Annotated in this window: 19 protein-coding genes; 10 read left to right on the top strand and 9 right to left on the bottom strand. The window is 73.2% G+C overall.

The window, feature by feature from the left end; translation table 11 throughout:
• Position 1: 1 nt before the first annotated feature.
• On the bottom strand, positions 2 to 478 hold the full coding sequence (locus GA0070607_RS11145; RefSeq protein ID WP_089018136.1) for a MarR family winged helix-turn-helix transcriptional regulator: 477 nt from the start codon (positions 476 to 478) through the stop codon (positions 2 to 4).
• Between the two features lie 106 nt (positions 479 to 584).
• On the opposite strand from GA0070607_RS11145, the gene GA0070607_RS11140 reads away from it, so the two are divergent.
• Positions 585 to 1,139 (top strand): carboxymuconolactone decarboxylase family protein, encoded by a 555-nt coding sequence (locus GA0070607_RS11140; RefSeq protein WP_089018135.1) that lies wholly within the window; start codon positions 585 to 587, stop codon positions 1,137 to 1,139.
• 34 nt (positions 1,140 to 1,173) lie between these two features.
• Here GA0070607_RS11140 and GA0070607_RS11135 read toward each other — a convergent pair whose 3' ends face one another.
• A complete protein-coding gene (locus GA0070607_RS11135; protein WP_089018134.1) occupies positions 1,174 to 1,989 on the bottom strand; it encodes an alpha/beta fold hydrolase in 816 nt (271 codons plus the stop codon).
• A gap of 122 nt (positions 1,990 to 2,111) precedes the next feature.
• Complete coding sequence (locus tag GA0070607_RS11130) at positions 2,112 to 2,987, bottom strand: alpha/beta fold hydrolase (protein WP_089018133.1); 876 nt, start codon at positions 2,985 to 2,987, stop codon at positions 2,112 to 2,114.
• 164 nt (positions 2,988 to 3,151) lie between these two features.
• Between GA0070607_RS11130 and GA0070607_RS11125 the strand changes: the two genes are divergently transcribed.
• Together GA0070607_RS11125 and mqnP are read left to right on the top strand one after the other, a co-directional pair.
• Positions 3,152 to 4,612, top strand: a complete 1,461-nt coding sequence (locus GA0070607_RS11125; RefSeq protein ID WP_089018132.1) for a menaquinone biosynthesis decarboxylase — start codon at positions 3,152 to 3,154, stop codon at positions 4,610 to 4,612.
• Entirely contained in the window at positions 4,612 to 5,523 is a 912-nt protein-coding gene (gene mqnP / locus GA0070607_RS11120; RefSeq protein WP_089018131.1) for a menaquinone biosynthesis prenyltransferase MqnP, read from the top strand. Before GA0070607_RS11125 ends, mqnP begins: the two co-directional genes overlap by 1 nt.
• On the opposite strand, the gene GA0070607_RS11115 is transcribed toward mqnP, so the two are convergent.
• Positions 5,520 to 6,482 carry a terpene synthase family protein gene (locus GA0070607_RS11115; protein WP_089018130.1) on the bottom strand — a complete coding sequence of 321 codons (963 nt, stop codon included), beginning with the start codon at positions 6,480 to 6,482 and terminating at the stop codon, positions 5,520 to 5,522. The genes mqnP and GA0070607_RS11115 overlap by 4 nt on opposite strands.
• Positions 6,483 to 6,644: 162 nt before the next feature.
• On the opposite strand from GA0070607_RS11115, the gene GA0070607_RS11110 reads away from it, so the two are divergent.
• Positions 6,645 to 7,274 (top strand): UbiX family flavin prenyltransferase, encoded by a 630-nt coding sequence (locus tag GA0070607_RS11110; RefSeq protein ID WP_089018129.1) that lies wholly within the window; start codon positions 6,645 to 6,647, stop codon positions 7,272 to 7,274.
• 101 nt (positions 7,275 to 7,375) lie between these two features.
• On the opposite strand, the gene GA0070607_RS11105 is transcribed toward GA0070607_RS11110, so the two are convergent.
• Positions 7,376 to 7,642 (bottom strand): BldC family transcriptional regulator, encoded by a 267-nt coding sequence (locus GA0070607_RS11105; protein ID WP_007454516.1) that lies wholly within the window; start codon positions 7,640 to 7,642, stop codon positions 7,376 to 7,378.
• Between the two features lie 269 nt (positions 7,643 to 7,911).
• Here GA0070607_RS11105 and GA0070607_RS11100 point away from each other — a divergent pair, with 269 nt between their 5' ends.
• From GA0070607_RS11100 to cds1, 3 genes are all read left to right on the top strand, one after another.
• Positions 7,912 to 8,370, top strand: a complete 459-nt coding sequence (locus GA0070607_RS11100) for an Lrp/AsnC family transcriptional regulator (protein ID WP_074315983.1) — start codon at positions 7,912 to 7,914, stop codon at positions 8,368 to 8,370.
• Positions 8,371 to 8,467: 97 nt separating this feature from the next.
• Positions 8,468 to 9,298, top strand: coding sequence for an SDR family NAD(P)-dependent oxidoreductase (locus tag GA0070607_RS11095; RefSeq protein WP_089018128.1), 831 nt, complete (start codon positions 8,468 to 8,470; stop codon positions 9,296 to 9,298).
• A gap of 31 nt (positions 9,299 to 9,329) precedes the next feature.
• Entirely contained in the window at positions 9,330 to 10,421 is a 1,092-nt protein-coding gene (cds1, locus tag GA0070607_RS11090) for an L-cysteine desulfhydrase Cds1 (protein WP_089018127.1), read from the top strand.
• Between the two features lie 25 nt (positions 10,422 to 10,446).
• On the opposite strand, the gene GA0070607_RS11085 is transcribed toward cds1, so the two are convergent.
• From GA0070607_RS11085 to GA0070607_RS11070, 4 genes are all read right to left on the bottom strand, one after another.
• Positions 10,447 to 11,067: a putative glycolipid-binding domain-containing protein gene (locus GA0070607_RS11085; RefSeq protein ID WP_089021789.1), complete on the bottom strand. Its 621-nt coding sequence runs from the start codon at positions 11,065 to 11,067 to the stop codon at positions 10,447 to 10,449.
• 107 nt (positions 11,068 to 11,174) lie between these two features.
• Positions 11,175 to 13,220, bottom strand: a complete 2,046-nt coding sequence (locus tag GA0070607_RS11080) for a DEAD/DEAH box helicase (RefSeq protein WP_089021788.1) — start codon at positions 13,218 to 13,220, stop codon at positions 11,175 to 11,177.
• A 196-nt stretch (positions 13,221 to 13,416) separates the two neighbouring features.
• Positions 13,417 to 14,979 (bottom strand): hypothetical protein, encoded by a 1,563-nt coding sequence (locus GA0070607_RS33295; RefSeq protein ID WP_089018126.1) that lies wholly within the window; start codon positions 14,977 to 14,979, stop codon positions 13,417 to 13,419.
• 114 nt (positions 14,980 to 15,093) lie between these two features.
• Positions 15,094 to 16,668 (bottom strand): C40 family peptidase, encoded by a 1,575-nt coding sequence (locus tag GA0070607_RS11070; RefSeq protein WP_089018125.1) that lies wholly within the window; start codon positions 16,666 to 16,668, stop codon positions 15,094 to 15,096.
• A 235-nt stretch (positions 16,669 to 16,903) separates the two neighbouring features.
• Here GA0070607_RS11070 and mqnE point away from each other — a divergent pair, with 235 nt between their 5' ends.
• The 3 genes from mqnE to GA0070607_RS11055 all read left to right on the top strand — a co-directional run bounded on the left by mqnE (position 16,904) and on the right by GA0070607_RS11055 (position 18,896).
• Complete coding sequence (gene mqnE, locus GA0070607_RS11065; protein WP_089018124.1) at positions 16,904 to 18,073, top strand: aminofutalosine synthase MqnE; 1,170 nt, start codon at positions 16,904 to 16,906, stop codon at positions 18,071 to 18,073.
• Positions 18,074 to 18,096: 23 nt separating this feature from the next.
• Complete coding sequence (locus GA0070607_RS11060; RefSeq protein WP_089021787.1) at positions 18,097 to 18,534, top strand: hypothetical protein; 438 nt, start codon at positions 18,097 to 18,099, stop codon at positions 18,532 to 18,534.
• Positions 18,535 to 18,605: 71 nt separating this feature from the next.
• Positions 18,606 to 18,896, top strand: a complete 291-nt coding sequence (locus GA0070607_RS11055) for a DUF4229 domain-containing protein (RefSeq protein ID WP_089021786.1) — start codon at positions 18,606 to 18,608, stop codon at positions 18,894 to 18,896.
• The last annotated feature ends 27 nt before the right edge of the window (positions 18,897 to 18,923 follow it).

Raw genomic sequence — 18,923 nt, 5'->3', positions numbered from 1 at the left:
ATCAGGCGCCGAACCAGCCGGGCACGTCGAGGCGGAACCAGTTCGCGGGGGTGACGCTGCGCAGGTCGTCCTCGATGGCGTTGATCCGCTCCGGGCCGAGTGTGTCCGCCCATCGTTGCCGGAGCTGGTCGAAGATGACCGCCGAGCGGCGTAGACCGTCGTGCCCGCGCTCGGTCATCCGGACCAGCTTGCGCCGGGCGTCCTCCGGGTCGTCGGCCCGCTCCAGGTAGCCGAGGGCGACCAGCCGGTCCACCGTCTTGCCGGCCGCCTGCTTCGAGACGCCCAGCCGCTGCCCCAGCTCGCTGGCGGTGGTGCCGTCGGGCCCGACGGCCTGGAGCACGAAGCCGTGCAGCGGCCGCAGCTCGGTGTGGCCCTGCCGGGCCAGCTCGGCGTGCAGGTCGTCGATGAGCGTACGGAAGCCGGCCAGCAGGAGCAGGGGCAGCAGGAAGCCCGGCCGTTCCGGCTCAGCCGTTGCCATCTTCGACAACCTCGTTTACTATTTCGTCAACCACGTTGACGATCGTACGTCACCGCCGGCCCCACGCGCCCCCGGCACACTCCCTCCTTCGACGAAAGGCCGCTCCATGCCCGCCTTCACGCCCCACAGCACCGAGACCGCCCCCGCCGCCGCCCGGGCCACCATCGAGGGGGTACGCCGGAAGCTCGGTCACCTGCCCGCCGCCGTCGGCCTCATGGCCGAATCCCCGGAACTGCTCACCGGGTTCCTCACCGTCAACGGCATCTTCGAGCGCTGCGCTCTGGACCCGGTCGAGCGTGAGGTCGTCGTGCTGACCGTCGCCACCCGCAACGAGTGCCACCTCTGCGTCGCGATGCACACCGCGACCCTGACCCGGCGCGACGCCGACCCGACGTTGATCGCCGCGCTGCGCGCCGGCACGCCCCTGCCCGACGACCGGCTGGAGGCGCTGCGCCGCTTCACGCTCGCCGTGCTCGACCAGCGGGGCGCCGTCGCGGAGGAGGACCTGGACGAGTTCCTGGCCGCCGGCTACCTGCCCCGCCACGCCCTGGACGTGGTGCTCGGCATCGGGACGTACACCATCTCCACGTTCGCCAACCGGCTCACCCGCGCCCCGCTCGACCCGCCCGCAGTCGGTTACGCCTGGGAGCCGGCCGCCTGACGGCCGCCGCCCGATGACCGGCCGGCGGGGCCGGTCAACCCTCGGCCGCCACCCGATCGAGCCACTCGCCCACCAGCGCGTCGAAGAGCCCGGGCTGCTCGATCTGGAGGTTGTGGCCGGCGACGTCGAGCACCGTGAACGTCGCCCGCGGGTAGTGCGGCAGCAGCGCGAACTGGTCGAGGTAACCGGTGACGTGGTCCTGCCGCCCGGTGAGGATCAGGGTCGGCCGGGTGAACTGCGGGCCGTCCTCCGGGTCGGTGCTGAGTGTCCACCGCTGCCGGATGCGGGCCATCGCCGTGGTGTCCGCGACGTCGAGGCCGACCAGGATCTCGTCGCGGAACCGGCGCAGCGCCTCCGGGGTCTGCACGACCGCCACATCCGCGAATTCGGCGGCCGTCCGGGTGTCGGTCGAGGCGAGCAACTCCGGGTGGGGCCGCAGCACCTGCTGACGCGGCACCCGGCGCTCCGCGTTCTCCACGGCGGTGCCGGTGGGGCAGATCAGCGCCAGGCCGCGCACCTGCTCGGGCCGGGACCGGGCCAGGGCGCGGGCGAGGTAACCGCCGTACGACTCACCGACGAGCAGGAAGGGCGTGTCGCCGAGGACGTCGTCCACGAAGTCCTGCACGGCGTCGAGCATGTCGTCCGAGCTGGCGATCTCCGCCGGGGCCGGCGAAGCGCCCATGCCGGGCAGGTCCGGGTAGAGCCGTCGGTAACCGGTGCGCCCGGCGAAGAGCGGCTCCAGGCAACCGAGCATCAGCCGGTGGTCCGGTGTCCAACCGTGCAGGGCCAGGACCGGGGTACCCGTGCCGTGCTCGACGAAGTTCAACGTCACCGGCGCGCGGTGCGGCATGATGTCCTGTCCCCCTGGCCTTGTCGCGACCCGAGAAGGGTGCCGGTCCGCACCGACAGATCCGGCCCGGACCGGCGGCGGCTGTGGCGCACCACACAGTTCACGCCCGGCGCCGACCGGGCTCAGCCCGGTGCCAGGAAATCGCGCAGCAGAGCGAGCATCTGGTCCGGCCGCTCCTCGAACAACCAGTGCCCGCAGTCCTCGACCACCTCGCCACGAACCGTGTCGGCGTACCGGCCGACCTGCTCGGCCAGCTTCTCCCCGAGACTGGCCCGGGCACCGACCGCCAGCACCGGCATGGGCAGCTTCGTGGCCCGGTACGCCGTGTTGTCCGCGATGTCCTGCCCGAACGCCCGGAAGTAGCCGAAGCTGGCCCGCAGGTGCGCCGGGTCACGCAGGTGGCTCGCGTACTCCTCGATGTCCGGCGTCCCGATGCTGCCCTTGCGCACCATCAGGGCGTCGGTGAACCTGTTCACCCAGAGTGCCTCACGCCCGGTGACGATCTGCTCCGGCAGACCGTTGCCCAGCGAGAAGAAGCCGAAGTTCCACACCCCCGGCCCCACGGCAGTGAGCGCGGGTAACGCGTAGATGCCCTCGTCGGGGATTGGCGCCTCGCTGAGCACCAACCGGCTCACCCGCTGCGGGTGGGCGGCGGCGTACGCGTACGCCACCATGGTCCCCAGATCGTGTCCGACCATCTGCAGGTCACCGGTCAGGCCGAGCTGGTCGAGCAGCCCGTCCAGGTCGGCGGCGACGGTCTTCTTGTCGTAGCCGCCCTCCGGGGCGTCGCTGCCGCCGAAGCCGCGCAGGTCGGGCGCGATCACCTCGAAGTGCCGAGCCAGCTCTGGCAGGACAGGCCGCCACATGTGCCAGCACTGCGGATAGCCGTGCAGCAACACCAGGGTCGGGCCGCTCCCACCCCGGACGTAGTTGAGGGTCACGTCGCGGACCCGGGCCTGCTGCTCGGTGAACCCGTCGGGAACCCTTCCGTCACCCATCGCCACTCCTCCGCTCGGCCGGGCGCTCGACTACCCCGCCCGTCCCCGCACATGCTCGGTCGTGTGGCTCGGCTGGGCCCCGGATGTCACCGGGGATCGTTCCGGACGTACGTCACAGCACCCGGCCTCGTGCGCGGCGGACACGGTGCGGGAGACTGGCGGGCATGGCGGCTCGTGGCTTCCCGTACACCGATCTCAAGGACTTCCTCGCGGCCCTGGAGCGCGCGGGGGAGCTGCGCCGGGTCGACGTCCCGGTCGATCCGACCCTGGAGATCAGCGAGGTGGTCACCCGCACCGTGCGGGCCGGCGGTCCGGCGCTGCTCTTCGAGCGCCCCACCCGGGGTGAGATGCCGGTGGCGATCAACCTGTTCGGCACCGAGAAGCGGATGGCGATGGCGCTCGGCGTCGACTCGCTGGACGAGGTCGGGGCCCGGATCGGCGCGCTGATCAAGCCGGAACTGCCGGTCGGCTGGTCCGGCATCCGCGAGGGCCTCGGCAAGGTCATGCAGCTCAAGTCGGTGCCGCCGCGCAAGGTGAAGACCGCGCCCTGCCAGGAGGTCGTCTACCGGGGCGAGGACGTCGATCTGAACCGGCTGCCCGGGCTCCAGGTGTGGCCCGGTGACGGCGGGATCTTCCACAACTACGGGCTCACCCACACCAAGCACCCGGAGACCGGCAAGCGCAACCTCGGGCTGTACCGGCTTCAGCAGCACGGCCGCAACACCCTGGGCATGCACTGGCAGATCCACAAGGACTCGACAGCTCACCACGCGGTCGCCGAGCGGCTCGGGCAGCGCCTGCCGGTCGCGGTCGCGATCGGCTGCGACCCGGTCGTCTCGTACGCGGCCAGCGCGCCGCTGCCCAGCGACATCGACGAGTACCTGTTCGCCGGGTTCCTGCGCGGCGAGCGGGTGGAGATGGTCGACTGCCTCACAGTGCCGTTGCAGGTGCCGGCGCACGCGCAGATCGTGCTGGAGGGCTACCTGGAGCCCGGCGAGCGGCTGCCCGAGGGGCCGTTCGGCGACCACACCGGCTTCTACACGCCGGTCGAACCGTTCCCGGTGCTGCACATCGAGGCGATGACCATGCAGCGCAAGCCGGTCTACCACTCGATCGTCACGTCCAAGCCGCCACAGGAGGACCACGGCCTCGGCAAGGCCACCGAGCGGATCTTCCAGCCGCTGCTCAAGCTGCTGATCCCGGACATCGTGGACTACGACCTGCCGGCCGCCGGTGTCTTCCACAACTGCGCGATCGTGTCGATCCGCAAGCGCTACCCGAAGCACGCGCAGAAGGTGATGAACGCGATCTGGGGCGCGCACCTGATGTCGCTGACCAAGCTGATCGTGATCGTCGACGAGGACTGCGACGTGCACGACTACAACGAGGTCGCCTTCCGCGCCTTCGGCAACGTCGACTACGCGCGGGACCTGCTGCTCACCGAAGGCCCGGTCGACCACCTCGACCACGCGTCGTACCAGCAGTTCTGGGGCGGCAAGGTGGGCGTCGACGCGACCCGAAAGCTCCCCACCGAGGGTTACACCCGCGGTTGGCCGGAGGAGATGAGCATGTCGCCGGAGGTCACCGCCCTCGTCGACAAGCGCTGGAAGGAGTACGGCATCTGATGGCGGTCCTCGACGCGCCGGCCGAACGGCCGGGCCGGATCAAGTCGTTCCTCAAACTCGTCACCATCGAACACTCGGTCTTCGCGCTGCCGTTCGCGTACCTGTCGGCGCTGACCGCGATGCAGGTGAACGGCGGCCGGGTGCGCTGGATGGACCTGCTGCTGATCACCGTGGCGATGGTCGGGGCGCGGACGTTCGCGATGGCCGCCAACCGGATCCTCGACCGGCGGATCGACGCGCGGAACCCGCGTACCGCCGCACGGGAACTGGTCACCGGGGCGGTGAGCGTGCGGACGGCCTGGACCGGCGCGGCCGTCGCGCTGGTGGTCTTCCTCGCCGTCGCCGCCCTGCTCAACCCCCTCTGCCTGGTGCTGGCGCCGCTCGCCGTGGTGCCGCTGGTGGTCTACCCGTACGGCAAGCGGTTCACCAACTGGCCGCACGCGATCCTCGCGGTCGCCCAGGCGGTCGGCCCGGTCGGCGCCTGGCTGGCGGTCACCGGCACCCTGGACGGCTCCTGGCCGGCCTGGCTGCTCGGTGCCGCGGTCGGGCTGTGGATCGGCGGGTTCGACCTGATCTACGCCTGCCAGGACGACGAGGTGGACCGGCAGATCGGGGTGCACAGCGTGCCCGCCCGGTACGGCCGGCGCTTCGCGCTGCACGCCTCCACCGTGGCGCACGTGGTGACCTTCGGGCTCTTCGTCTGGTTCGGGGCGGTGGTCGGGTTCGGCTGGCTCTGGTGGGTAGGCCTGGCGCTCACCGCGGTCGCGTTCGCCTACCAGCACCTGGTGGTCTCCCCGACCGACCTGAGCAAGGTCAACCGGGCGTTCTTCACCGCGAACGGCTTCGTCGGCATCGCGCTCTTCGCCTTCGCCCTGCTCGACCTGGTGATCCGGCTCAACCTACGGCCCTAGGCGGTGGTGGGGTAGCGGGCACTCTCCAGCGTCCAGTCGATGGTGCCGCGCACCGCGTACGCGACCCCGTCGAGGTGGTCGCCTACCGCAGTGTCCAGCGCGGGGCCGAACGACGGCACCGTGGCGCGCAGCGCGACGAAGCGCCGCATCGACTCCTGCCAGCGCTCAACCACCCGGTCCACCGCCTCCGCCGGCGACAGGCCCCACTCGTCCTGCATGGCCAGCACCAGGTTGTGCCCGCCCGAGGTGGCCCGGTCCCGGTCCAGCGACGCGAGGTCGTTGTACCAGGAGAGCAGGTCGTTGCCGGTGCGGGCGACCCGGCGCAGCAGCGGGTGGTGGTAGACCGGGTCGGGCAGCGGCCGGCCGGTGACGAACTCCGCCAGCGGGTACGACACGTCCGCCGCCGATGTGGCCCGACGCAGCTCGACGTACTCGATGACACCGGGTCGGCGACCCGCCTCCTTGTTGGCCGCCTCCCGCCAGGTCCCGTCGAGGTGCCGGGCCACCGCGTCGGCGAAGCGCAGCCGCCACCGGGCCGGCATCCGGCGGCGCGGCTCCCGCCAGGCCAGCACCAGCAGCCGCCGTAGCGGTCCGGTCAATCCCGCGTGCCGTGCCCGGGGACCGTCGTGCAGCAGCGCCAACGTGCCGTCACGCAGTGCGCGGATCTGCTCCGGAGCGAGCCGGCCCGGCCCGTCGCAGGCGTCGTCGACCAGGAAGAACCAGGTGAACAGGGCGGTCAGGCTCCGCAGGTCGGCCTCGGTGGCATCCGGGTAGAGCCGGCCGGCGTACCGGGCGAAGGCTCCCCGGCTGAGCCGGTGCAGCGCGGCGTCGTCCAGTGGCAGGCCCAGCTCGGGCAGCAGGCGGAGCAGCCACTCGTGCACCCGGTCGGCGTGCGGCGAGAGCCGGGCCGGGATCGGACATTCGGCGCGCAGAGTCCAGAGGACCTCGCCGGTCGTCACCGATGCCTCCTGTGCGATCTGCTGCCGGTGCGAATGGCCATCGGCAGCATGGCAGGTCCACGGGATACGCAGGTGCCCGCCCGGACATCTCGGGCGGACCACCCGACGGTCGAGCCCGGGGGTGCCGGCCAGCGCACGAACCCCACCAGGCAGGCTGGGGGCATGCGGGAACCATGGGTGGTCGGTGTCTCCGGGGCCTCCGGCACGCCGTACGCGGCGGCCGTGCTCGGCGGGCTGCTCGACGCGGGCGAACCGGTGGACCTGATCGTCTCCCGGGCGGCGCGGCTCACTGTGCTCGACGAGACCGGCCGGCCGTTCCGCGACGCGCACTGGGCCGAGGACCTCGCCGCCTGGCTCGGCCGGGACCTGACCGGCGCGGACGTACGGCACTGGCCGGCGGGAGACCTGGCGGCCGGTCCGAGCAGCGGCTCCTACCGGGTGCGCGGAATGGCGGTGGCGCCGGCCAGCACGGCCGCGTGCGCGGGGATCGCCATCGGGCTCTCCAAGGACCTGTTGCAGCGCGCCGCCGAGGTCAACCTCAAGGAGCGTCGGCCGGTGGTGGTGGTACCTCGGGAGACTCCGGTGACCCGCAGTCACCTTGAGCACCTGATCGCGCTGCACGACGCGGGTGCGGTGGTGCTGCCGGCCAGCCCTGGCTTCTACGGCGCGGGCGCGGCGGCCAGCGCCCAGCAGTTGATCGATTTCGTGGCCGGCAAGGTGCTGGACGCGCTCGGCGTTCCGCACACCCTGTTCCGGCGGTGGTCCGGCCAGCTCGGCGCGGCCCGGAGCTGAGCCGGTCTGCTCAGCACCGCCCGGTCATGCGCACGATGGGTGACCGTAGCGGGACGCGGACCGGACTGCTGCCCGGTCCGCGTAGCGTTGTCCGCACCAGTTCAGTACATGCCGGCGTTGGCCGGACCCGGCCCGGTGGAGGCGGCCGGGCCCACGTTGCGTGGCTTTCCGACCTCGTCCACCTCGTCCAGCATGCCCTCCCCCTCAAGCAGGGCTCGCACCTCGGATTCCCGAAACCGGCGATGCCCGCCTGGAGTCCGGATGCTTCCTATCCGGCCGGCCGCCGCCCATCTCGTCACAGTCTTCGGGTCCACCCGAAACAGCGCGGCGACCTCACCCGGTGTCAGCAGGCGATCTCCAGTGTCCACAGCCCCCTCCTCGCGTCGACGAAGCCCCTGGCTGAACACACTGCCCCCGGCTGGTGCGAGCCCAGAGCCGTCATGAGGGACGTATGGCAATTACAGCACCAGGGACCTGGCCTGTCCGCCAAACGCGAAAAATGCACTGAGTGGGAAGTTAGTAAATGGTACTGGTGCAACCCCTACCTTGACCGTCAGTTTGTGAACAGTTACTCACTGCTAGGTGCAACGGATGCCGAAGGCATCTCGTTACGCCCAACGGGATAAGGTCACTCTCCGTGGACGCCATCGACCTGAGCCTCGTCGACCTGCTGCGTGGAAACGCCCGACTCTCGTACGCCGAGCTCGCCCGGCAGGTCGGCCTCTCCGCTCCGGCAGTGCACGAGCGGGTCGGCAAGCTGGAGAGCAGCGGCGTGGTCCGCGGCTACCGCGCGGACGTCGAGCCGGAGGCGATCGGGCTGGGTGTCACCGCGCTGATCGGCATCGTCGAGGACTCCGGCGCGGACAGCGACGACATGCTCGAGTCGCTCCGGGTGCTGCCCGAGATCGAGTCCTGCTACTTCATGGCGGGTGTGGAGTCCTTCCTGCTCAAGGCGCGGGTCGGCACGATCGCCGAGCTGGAGCAGCTGATCGTGCGGCTGAACCGGACGCCCGGGGTCGCCTCCACCCGTACCGCGATCGCCCTCTCCACCAAGTGGGAGAACCGCCCCCAGCCGGTCGGCCCACCGGCCGCCTGACTCCGCGGCGGTGGTGATACCGCCCGCGCCGTACCCGCCGCCGGCGTGGGGCGGTCGGCCCTGGTGCCGTGTCGGCGGACGGCGGTAGCGTGCGCCGATGACCTCGCTGGAGCGTGGAGCGGCCGTGGTGACCGGGGCGGCCGGCGGTCTGGGCAGCGCCGTTGCCGCCGCGCTGCACGCGGACGGTTGGTCGGTGCTGCTCACCGACGTCGACCCGGCCGCGGTGGCCGTCGCCGCCGCGCCGCTCGGCGGCTGGTCCGCCGCGCTGGACGTCCGGGACGAGGCAGCCTGCGCCGAGATCGCCGCGACGGCGGCCAGCCGGGGTGGCCTCGGCCTCTGGGTCAACAACGCCGGCATCCTGGTCACCGGCCCCGCCTGGGAGCACGACGGACCGACCCGCCGTCGGGTGCTCGACGTGAACGCGCTCGGCGCGATGAACGGCACCCTCGCCGCGCTCGCGGTGATGCGCGGGCAGGGGCACGGCCACGTGCTGAACGTGGTCTCGCTGGCCGGGCTGGTCGCCGCGCCCGGCGAGACGGTGTACGCGGCCAGCAAGCACGCGCTGCTGGCGTTCAGCCTCGGCACCCTGTCCGACCTGCGGATGGCCGGATATCGGCAGGTACATGTCTCCTGTCTCTGCCCGGACGGCATCTGGACCCCGATGCTGCACGACCGGTTGGACGACCCCGGGGCGCTGGCGTCGTTCACCGGGTCCATGCTGACCCCGCAGCGGGTGGCCGCCCGGGCGGCCCGACTGGCCCGCCGGCCGCGCCCGGTGGTCAGCCTGCCCCGCTGGCGGGGAGCCCAGGTCCGGCTGCTGGACGCCCTGCCTCGGCTCGCCATCGGGCTGACCCCGCTGGTCCGGGCCGTCGGACGGGCCGGCCAGCGCCGCCAGCTGCGCCGGGTCACGTCGGCGGACCGGCGCTGACCTCCTCAGACCCGCTTGCTACCTTGCCGACGTGACTCATCTCGACCGCTGCGACGAGGCCAGCCGGACCTGGGTGACCGAGGCGATCGCCGCCGTCGAGGCGGACGCGAACCGCTCGGCCGACACCCACCTGCTGCCGTTCCCGCTGCCCCGGGAGTGGGGGATCGACCTCTACCTCAAGGACGAGTCGGTGCACCCGACCGGCTCACTGAAGCACCGACTGGCCCGCTCGCTCTTCCTCTACGGGCTCTGCAACGGCTGGATCGGGCCGCGCACCACGATCGTCGAGGCGTCCTCCGGCTCCACGGCGGTCTCCGAGGCGTACTTCGCCCGGATGCTCGGGCTGCCGTTCATCGCGGTGATGCCCGCCTCCACCTCACCGGAGAAGATCGCGCAGATCGAGTTCCAGGGCGGCCGGTGCCACCTGGTGGACGACCCGGCGAGCGTGGTGGTCGAGGCCCGCTGGCTGGCCGAGGATTCCGGCGGCCACTTCATGGACCAGTTCACCTACGCCGAGCGGGCCACCGACTGGCGGGGCAACAACAACATCGCCGAGTCGATCTACGCCCAGCTGAGACTGGAGCGGCACCCGATCCCGGCCTGGGTCGTGGTGGGCGCCGGCACCGGGGGCACCAGCGCGACCATCGGCCGGTACGTCCGGTACCGCCGGCTGGCCACCAAGCTCTGCGTGGTGGATCCGGAGAACTCCGCGTTCTACCCGGCCTGGCTGGCCGCCGACTGGTCCGTGCGCACCGGGAAGGGATCCCGGGTCGAGGGGATCGGCCGTCCCACCGTGGAGGCGTCCTTCCTGCCCGCGGTGGTGGACCGGATGGTCCAGGTGCCGGACGCGGCGTCGCTGGCCGCCATGCGGGCCGGCTCGGCGGTGCTCGGCCGCCGCGTGGGCGGCTCCACCGGCACCAACCTGTGGGGCGCGTTCGGCCTGATCGCCGGGATGCTCGCCGAAGGCCGGACCGGATCCGTGGTAACCCTGATCTGCGACGCCGGCGACCGGTACGCCGACACCTACTACTCCGACGACTGGGTGGCCGCGCAGGGCCACGACCTGACCCCGCACGCGGCCACCATTGAACGTTTCCTGACCAGCGGCGCCTGGCCCGCCTGAGCCCGGCCGAGCCGGCTCGACGCACTCAGCGCGGGTCGATCCGTTCGGCGAGCCCGGGGTAGCGCACCACGTAGCCGTCGGCGTCCAGATCGATGTCGGCGGTGAACGTGCCGCTGGCGAACCGTACCCGGCCCGGCCCGAGCCCGGTGTAGATCTGCTCGGCCGCCACCACCTCCAGACCGGGCAGGAGCACCCACGCCGCGGTGATCCGGTGCGGCAGGTCGGCCGGCTGAGCGGCCAGCCCGAGCCGGTGGACCGGGAGCGTGTTGAACAGCGGGGACCCGTTCAGGTCCACGTCGAGCGCGTCGGCCAGCCGATCCGGGTCGTCGGTGCCCGGCAGACCGGCAGGGGGATGACCGGCCGCGACGAGCGCCGCGTCCAGGTTGCCCTGCTCGGCGGTGGTCACCCGCCACCGGTCCGCGGCCCGCTCCAGCGTGACTCTGCGCAGCCAGCCCGACCCCTCCGCCTCGACCTCGACCCGGCTGGTGCGCCAGTCCGGTGCGGTGGTCAGCTGGTAGCGGGCGGTCCAGGGGATCGGGTCCACGGCGAGCAGGGTGCCCCGGGCCGCCAACCCGTGCCCGTCGTCGAGCACGACCTGCTCACTGCCGGCGGTGTCCGTCCGGGACCAGAAGATCGACTTCGGCATGGTCGGCATGAGCCGGACGTTACGCGACCGAGCCGACATCGGCAGGGCATGCGCGAACGCCGCCGCGAAGCGTGCGGCTCCGCGGCGGCGTTCAGTGGGTCAGTGGGTCAGTGGGTACGGGCCGGCGGTCGCCCGCCGAAGCCACGCCGGTCGTCGCGCTGTCGGTCGTCGCGCTGCCGGTCGCCCTGACCGCGGCTCTCCGGGCGGTAACCACCCCGAGCGTCCCGGTCCGCGAAGCGCCGCTCCCCGGCCGGTCGGTCTCCGAACCGGCGATCGTCGGCGGGGCGCTCGCCCTGCTGCCGGTCGCCGAAACGGCGGTCGCCGGAGGCGCGCTCGTCCCGGTCCCCGTAGCGGCGCTCACCCTGCGGGCGGTCGCCGCTGCGCCGCTCGCCGGTCGGGCGGTCACCCCGGCCGTCCCGGTCGCCGAACTGCGGGCGGTCGCCGAAACGGCGCTCGCCCTGCGGCCGGTCGCCGTGACCCCGGGAATCCCGATCGGCGTACCGGCGCTCGCCGGTCGGGCGGTCGCCGTACTGCCGGTCGCCCTGGGGGCGGTCGCCGTAGCGCCGCTCGCCGGTCGGCCGGTCGCTGTACTGCCGGTCGCCGTAGCGTCGCTCGCCCTGCGGCCGGTCGCTGTACTGCCGGTCGCCCTGCGGGCGGTCGCTGTAGCGTCGCTCGCCGGTCGGGCGGTCGCCGAAGCGGCGCTCACCCTGCGGACGGTCGCCGAAGCGTCGCTCGCCGGTCGGGCGGTCGCCGTAGCGGCGCTCACCCTGGGGGCGGTCGCCGTAGCGGCGGTCGCCGCCCGGCCGGTCGCCGAACCGGCGTGGGCCGCCGGAGCGGTCACCGTAGCCGCGGGGCTCCGCCTCCACGCGGACCGGGACACCGCTGGGCTCGCGGGCGCCGATCAGCTCGGCCAGCGCCGGGTCCCCGAGACGGACCCGGCTCTCGGCCGGCGCGACGCCGGCCTTCTCCATCATCGCCAGGGTGGTACGGCGCTGCTTGGGCAGCACCAGCGTGGCGACCGCGCCCGACTCGCCGGCACGGGCGGTACGCCCGGCACGGTGCAGGTAGTCCTTGGGGTCCTTCGGCGGGTCGACGTGCAGCACCAGGGTGACCCCGTCGACGTGGATGCCCCGGGCCGCCACGTCGGTGGCGACCAGCACGTTCATCCGGCCCTCGCGGAACTCGGCAAGCGTCTTGGTACGCATCCGCTGGGTCTTGCCGCCGTGCAGGCCACCGGCCCGTACGCCGACAGCGGCGAGCTGCTCGACCAGCCGGTCGACGCCGAGCTGGGTCCGGGCGAAGACCATGGTCCGGCCGTCCCGGGCGGCGATCGAGGCCGTCACCGGAAACTTCTCGTGCGGCGGGATCAACAGCATGTGGTGGTCCATGGTGGACACCGAGGCGGTGGACGGCGCGGTGGAGTGGGTCACCGGATCGGTCATGAACCGCCTGACCAGCGCGTCGACGTCGCCGTCCAGGGTGGCCGAGAAGAGCAGCCGCTGACCGTTCGCGGGCGTCTTCGCCAGCAGTTCGGTCACCTCGGGCAGGAAGCCCATGTCCGCCATCTGGTCGGCCTCGTCGAGCACAGTCACCTCGACGTCGTCGAGCTGGCAGATGCCCCGCTCGATCAGGTCGCCGAGCCGGCCCGGAGTCGCCACGATGATCTCCACGCCGCGCCGCAGCGCGTCGATCTGACGGTCGTACGGCACCCCGCCGACGGCGGTCTTCAGGAACACGTTGATCGCCTTGCCCAGCGGCAGCAGGGCGTCGTTGACCTGCATGGCCAACTCCCGGGTCGGGACCAGGACCAGGGCGCGCGGCCGCATCGGCCGGGCCGGCTGGCCGGCGGCGACCCGGGCCAGCAGGGGCAGGCCGAACGCGAGCGTCTTGCCCGACCCGGTCTGCCCGCGGCCGAGCACGTCCCGGCCGGCGAGCGCGTCCGGAACGGTGGCCCTCTGGATCTCGAACGGGGTGGTGATGCCCTGCCGCGCCAGTGCGCGGACCAGCGGCTCGGGCAGGCCGAGCGCGGCGAAGTCGACGGGCTCGGCGACCTCCGTCGGGGCGGCGTCGGGCGTCTCCACGGCGGCGTCGACCGCCGCCGGGGCGGAATCGAAAACGGACGGAACGATGCTGGGGTCAGCAGAGGTGGTCAACAAATGCCTTTCGAGCGGGGCGCATCTTCGCGATGGCCTGCCGCGGCTGTGCCGCCGGATCGCCCGCAAGATCGCCCATGGGCGCGCATCACGCGCGCCGGGTCAGTGATCTCGACCAGTGTACGGCGGTCCGGCGGAGCCGCCAGCCGGTTGCCCGACCGTAGTGGGCGGACTCACCATCGCCCCGATCGCCCACTCAGCCGTTGAGCACGTTGCCCACCAGGCCGTCCAGGGCGTCGTTGGCGAGCAGGACGACCAGCACGCTGACCGCCACCAGCAGCCCCAGCGCGGCGGCCAGGACGATCACCACCCGGGCGGTGCTGGAAGACCGTTCGGCCGGGGTGTCCGTCCAGCCCTGGGCCAGGATGTGCCCGGTCAGGGAACCGGAATTCTCCACCGCGCTGGCCGGCAGCGCGATAGTGGTGTAGCCGGGCTCCTCGCCGCCGCCGTAGACGGTGCCGGCCAGATCGCGACCGCCGTCGTAGCGCCCGCCGCGGCCGGCCGCCGAGCCCCGTCCAGTCGGCCCGCCCGCCGGGTTGGGCCGCCGGGAGCCGCCGGTGTCGTTTCCGCCCGCCGGGACGCCGCCCGTGGTGGACGGCGGCCAGCTGGGCAGCGCCGGTGCGGGCACCACCGGCGGGGCCGAGACGGGTGCCGCCGTCCACCCACCGCCGCCCTGGGTGGGCTGCGGGGCAACAGCGGGGGACGACCAACCGGCCGGCGACGCGGAGGCCCGCACGCCCGGGCCGGACGACGAGCCGTAGCTCGGCGTGGAGCCGCGCCCGGCGGAATCGGTGGACGACGCGGCGGTCCACCCGGTGGGGCTGGCCGGCGGCGCGGAGACCGACGCGGTGGCTCGCACGCCCGGCGGGCCGCCGGGCGTCGCGGGCGGCGGCGGGAAGGGTGGTGCCGGCATCGGGCCGGGCGGCGGGGGCGGCCCGGGCACCGGCGGGCCGGGTGGCGGTGCCGGCGGGCCCGGGACGGGCGGTGCCGGCGGGCCCGGCACCGGCGGCACCGGAGCCGGCGGCGGTGTGGGTGGTCCCGGGACGGGCGGCAGTGGGCCGGGTGGCGGCGTGGGCCGGGGCCTCGGTGGCGGGGTCGGCACCGGGCCGGGCGGGTACGGCCCAGGGCTCGGCGCCGGCTCGGGCTCGGGCGGCGGGGTCGGGCCCGGTGGCGCGGGCGCCGGCTCCGGGGTCGGAGGCGTGGCCGGCTGGGCGGGCTCCGGAGGCTGCGCCGGTTGGGACGGCTCGGGGCTCACCGGGGCGGAGCGGTAGACACCGGGAGCGCTCGCCCGCGAGTCCGGGGTGCCCACCGAGCCGGCCGTCACGCGGTTGGTGGCGGGCACCGTGGCGCTGGCCCGGGCCGGGGAGCTCGAGCCGTCCCGCTGCCCGGGCAGAGCCCCGCCGGCCGGGTTGGTCGATCCGCCCGCCCGATAGGTGGTCGCGCTCACGGGAGCGCTGGCCGGGAGGTCATCCGGCACCGCGGCGGCGGTGACGACACTGGCTCGGGCCCGCACCGGGGCGGCGGCCGGGTCGGCCGCATCGGGCTTCCCCTCGTCCGCTTCGTTGGCGGCGCTGGTGCCGGCGGGAGCGTCGGTGCCGGTGCCCTCGCCGCTGGCGGCGGCGGCGGCGTCACCGTCGGCCAGTGCCTCGGCGGCGGCCGGGACGGTGTCGGCGCCGGGTGCCGGGTCAGTGGTTCCCGGTCCCGGCTGGCCGACCGCGACGGGGCCGGCCTTGTCCGCCGGATCACTCTGCTCGGCCATCTCCGCCCTCCGTGCCACGCTCGCACCCGGACCCGTGACACCGGGCCGGATGTGCCTGGATGTCACGGTGCCACAGATCGCCCCGAGCGGACAGCCGGAGCCGATTGTGGCGGCTCAGCTTCCGGTGCTCGGGCTGCCCGCAGTGCTCGGGGTCGGGCTGTCGCTGGCCACCCCGCTCCGGCTCGCCGACGGCGAGCCGGCCGGGGTCGAGGTGGCCGGCGCACTGGTCGGCGGCGGGGGCGCAGTCGTCGGCGTCCCGCCCGTGCTCGGCGAGGTGCTCGGCGAGGTGCTGCCGGTCGGCGTCGGCGTCGGGGTCGGGGTGTGGGACGGCGTCGGGGTGGCCGATCCGGTCGGCGTCGGCTTGGTGGTGGGCGTCGGCTTGGTGGTCGGCGTCGGCTTGGTGGTGGGCGTCGGCTTGGTGGTGGGCGTCGGCGTCGGGCTGGCCGGCGCGCTGGGCGTCCGGACCGGCACGGTCGGCGCCGGCACCGCGCCGATGACCCGGGTGGCGGCGTACAGCCGGGACCAGCGGACGACCGAGACCTTGACGACGTCGCCGGTGGTGGGCGCCTGCACCATCTTGCCGTTGCCGATGTACATGGCGACGTGGTGGATCGTGGTCCAGCTGCTGCCGGAGGCGAAGAAGAGCAGGTCGCCGGGGAGCAGCGCGGTCTGCGGCACAGTCCGCGAGCGGGTGGCGGCGTACTGGTCCCGGGAGACCCGGGGCAGCTGGAAGTAGTCGGCGCCGGGCGACCGGTACGCCGCCCACATCAGACCGGAGCAGTCGAACGTGTCGGGCCCCTCCTCCGACCACTCGTACGGGTCGCCGAGCTGGGCGAGGGCGTACCGGACCGCGGCCAGCGCCCGCGGGTGCGCCGCCATCCCGCTGACGTTCTGGCCGACGAGGTAGCCGGCACCCAGCTGCTGCTCCGCGGCCTCCTGCTGGCGCTCGATCTCGATGAGCTGCGCGGCGTTGTCACGGCGCAGCTTGAGGAGGCTGGCCTCGGCGGCGCGCAGCGCCTTCTCGCCGGCGGCGAACTCCGCCTCGGCGGCGTCGAGCTCGGTCTTGGCCGTGGCGTGTGCCTGGTAGGCGAGCTGCTCGCCGCTGCGGGCCCGGGTCAGCTCCCCGGCCACGCCCGTGGTGCCGCGCTCGACCTTCTCGCCACGGGCGATCCGCTGGAGCCGGCTCAACCCCTGGATGTCGTCGGCCAGGTCGCCGGGCGGTAGCGCGGCGGCTGCCTTGAACGCGTCCGAGGCGGCGACGTCGGCCGCCTGCTGCGCCCGGAGGAGATTGTCCTGCGCGGTCGCCAGCGCCTTGCCGGCCGCCTCGAGCTGGGCCTGCGCGTCCGCGCGTTTCTGCCGGCTCAGCAGCAGTGCCTCGCCGAGGGCGCCGACCTGGGTCTCGCCGGCGGCGATCTGGGCGGCCAGCGGGCCGGTGCCGACGTTCACCACCGGCGGGACCGGGACACCGGCGACGGGCGCGCCACCGGGCAGTTGGAGCGAGCCGACCACCGCCGGGCGCGAGCCGGTGTCCGGCACCGTGGTGGGCACCCCGGGCTCGGCGTACGCGGGGGTGGCGAGCACGGCGGCGGCGATCGCGCCGAGCAGGGCGGCCCAGAGCCTCGGACGCAGCACCGGCGAGATCACCGGGCTCCGTCGTCGCTGCCGTCGCCCGCGCCCGCTGTCGACCATTCCGCTCCCCGTCCCGCTGCCCGTCGCCGCGCTCGGTGGCACGGCGGTCGGGACGGTACCAGTGTGTGTTCCGCCCCACCCTGTCTTACCGCACCGGGACAGTGATGTCGATGCATCGCCGGGTTACGGGAGGCTGAGAGTCTGGTGAAGTCGGTCGCTGCGGCCGACCGTGCCGCCGGGCCGGTCGGCGTGCCGACGTACGCTCGACCGGGACCGCAGGTGGAAGGGACGTGCCATGGACGCCGGACTCAAGCGTGAGCTCGAAGCGAAGGTGTACGCCGGTGAGCGGCTGACCCGTGAGGACGGGGTCGCCCTCTACGACAGCGACGACCTGGCCTGGCTGGGGCGGCTGGCGCACCACAAGCGCACCGAGCTCAACGGCGACCGGGTGATGTTCAACGTCAACCGGCACCTGAACCTGACCAACGTCTGTTCGGCGTCCTGTGCGTACTGCTCGTTCCAGCGCAAGCCGGGCGAGAAGGACGCGTACACGATGCGCATCGACGAGGCGGTCCGCAAGGCCAAGGAGATGGAGGACGAGCAGCTCACCGAGCTGCACATCGTCAACGGCCTGCACCCGACGCTGCCCTGGCGTTACTACCCGAAGGTGCTGCGTGAGCTGAAGGCGGCGCTGCCGAACGTCAAGCTCAAGTGCTTCACGGCGACCGAGGTGCAGTGGTTCGAGAAGATCAGCGGCCTGAGCGCCGACGAGATCCTCGACGAGCTGATGGACGCCGGCCTGGAGTCGCTGACCGGTGGTGGCGCGGAGATCTTCGACTGGGAGGTCCGCCAGCACATCGTCGACCACGCCTGCCACTGGGAGGACTGGTCGCGCATCCACGCTCTGGCGCACAGCAAGGGCATGAAGACCCCGGCGACAATGCTGTACGGCCACATCGAGGAGCCCCGGCACCGGGTCGACCACGTGCTGCGGCTGCGCGAGCTGCAGGACGAGACCAACGGCTTCGCGGTCTTCATCCCGCTGCGCTACCAGCACGACTTCGTGGACTCGGCGGACGGCAAGATCCGTAACAAGATCCAGGCGCGCACCACTATGGCCTCGCCGGCCGAGTCGCTGAAGACGTTCGCCGTCTCCCGGCTGCTCTTCGACAACGTGCCGCACCTGAAGAACTTCTGGGTGATGCACGGGCTCTCGGTGGCCCAGCTGTCGCTGAACTTCGGCGTGGACGACCTGGACGGCTCGGTGGTCGAATACAAGATCACCCACGACGCCGACTCGTACGGCACCCCGAGCACAATGCACCGTGACGACCTGCTGCACCTGATCTGGGACGCCGGTTTCCAGCCGGTCGAGCGGGACACCCGCTACAACGTGGTCCGGGAGTACGACAAGGCCCCGTCGCTGGCCGAGCGGCGCGCCGAGCCGCAGCAGGTGTGGGCCTGAACCGCCACGTACCCTCGCAGTCGATGACCGAGCAACGAGGACCGGAACGGCAGGGCGGCTTTCCCCGACGGGACGCCGAGGGGCGCGTCCGTACCCTTGGTGATCTGCTCGGGGTGTGCCTGGCCGGCCTGGTCATCGGTGCGCTGGCGCTCGTGCTGTTCGACTGGGCGTTCGCCTCGATCGGTGCCGGCGACTTCGGGCACACAAACGGTTGGCTGGCGGTGATCCTGCCGGCGTGGCTGTTCTGGGACGATTTCCGGGCCTGGGAGTTCGGCGCGGCCCGGGTGGTGGCGGCGCTGGCCGCCGCCGCCGTCGGGGTGTTCGCGGGGCTGCTGATCGCCGGTCTGGGCGCCGGGTTACCGCCGCTGCTGTCCGGAACGTTGGCGGCGGCGGCGTTCACCGTGGCGTACGCGACGGTCTGGTTCCCGGGCGTCCGTTGGCTGGCCCGCCGGACCGGCTGACCCGACCGCCCGCCGGGTGGATCGACCTTCCGCCGGCCTCGGCGGGTGACGGAGAGAACGGAGTGGTGCAGGTGAGCGCGTCGGTCAAGTACACGCTGGGCCGGATCGGGCTGTTCGTCGCCGTGCTGGCGGGCCTCTGGCTGGTCGACATGAGCGTGTTCCTGAAGCTGATCCTGGCGCTGGCCTTCTCCGCCGCGCTCTCCTTCTTCCTGTTGCGCGGGTGGCGGGACGAGATGGCCGAGGAGATGGCCGGCGCGGCGGCGCGTCGCCGCGACGAGAAGGAGCGGCTCCGCTCCGCTCTCGCCGGCGACGACCAGCCCTCCACCGACCCCGAGCCGCCCACCGACCACCCCCCGCGTTGATCATGAAGTTATTGCTCCGACACGCCG

The organism is Micromonospora coriariae (assembly GCF_900091455.1).
Taxonomy (GTDB): domain Bacteria; phylum Actinomycetota; class Actinomycetes; order Mycobacteriales; family Micromonosporaceae; genus Micromonospora; species Micromonospora coriariae.
The sequence above is the reverse complement of the archived record's forward strand: the minus strand, read 5'-3'. Positions and strand labels throughout refer to the sequence as shown.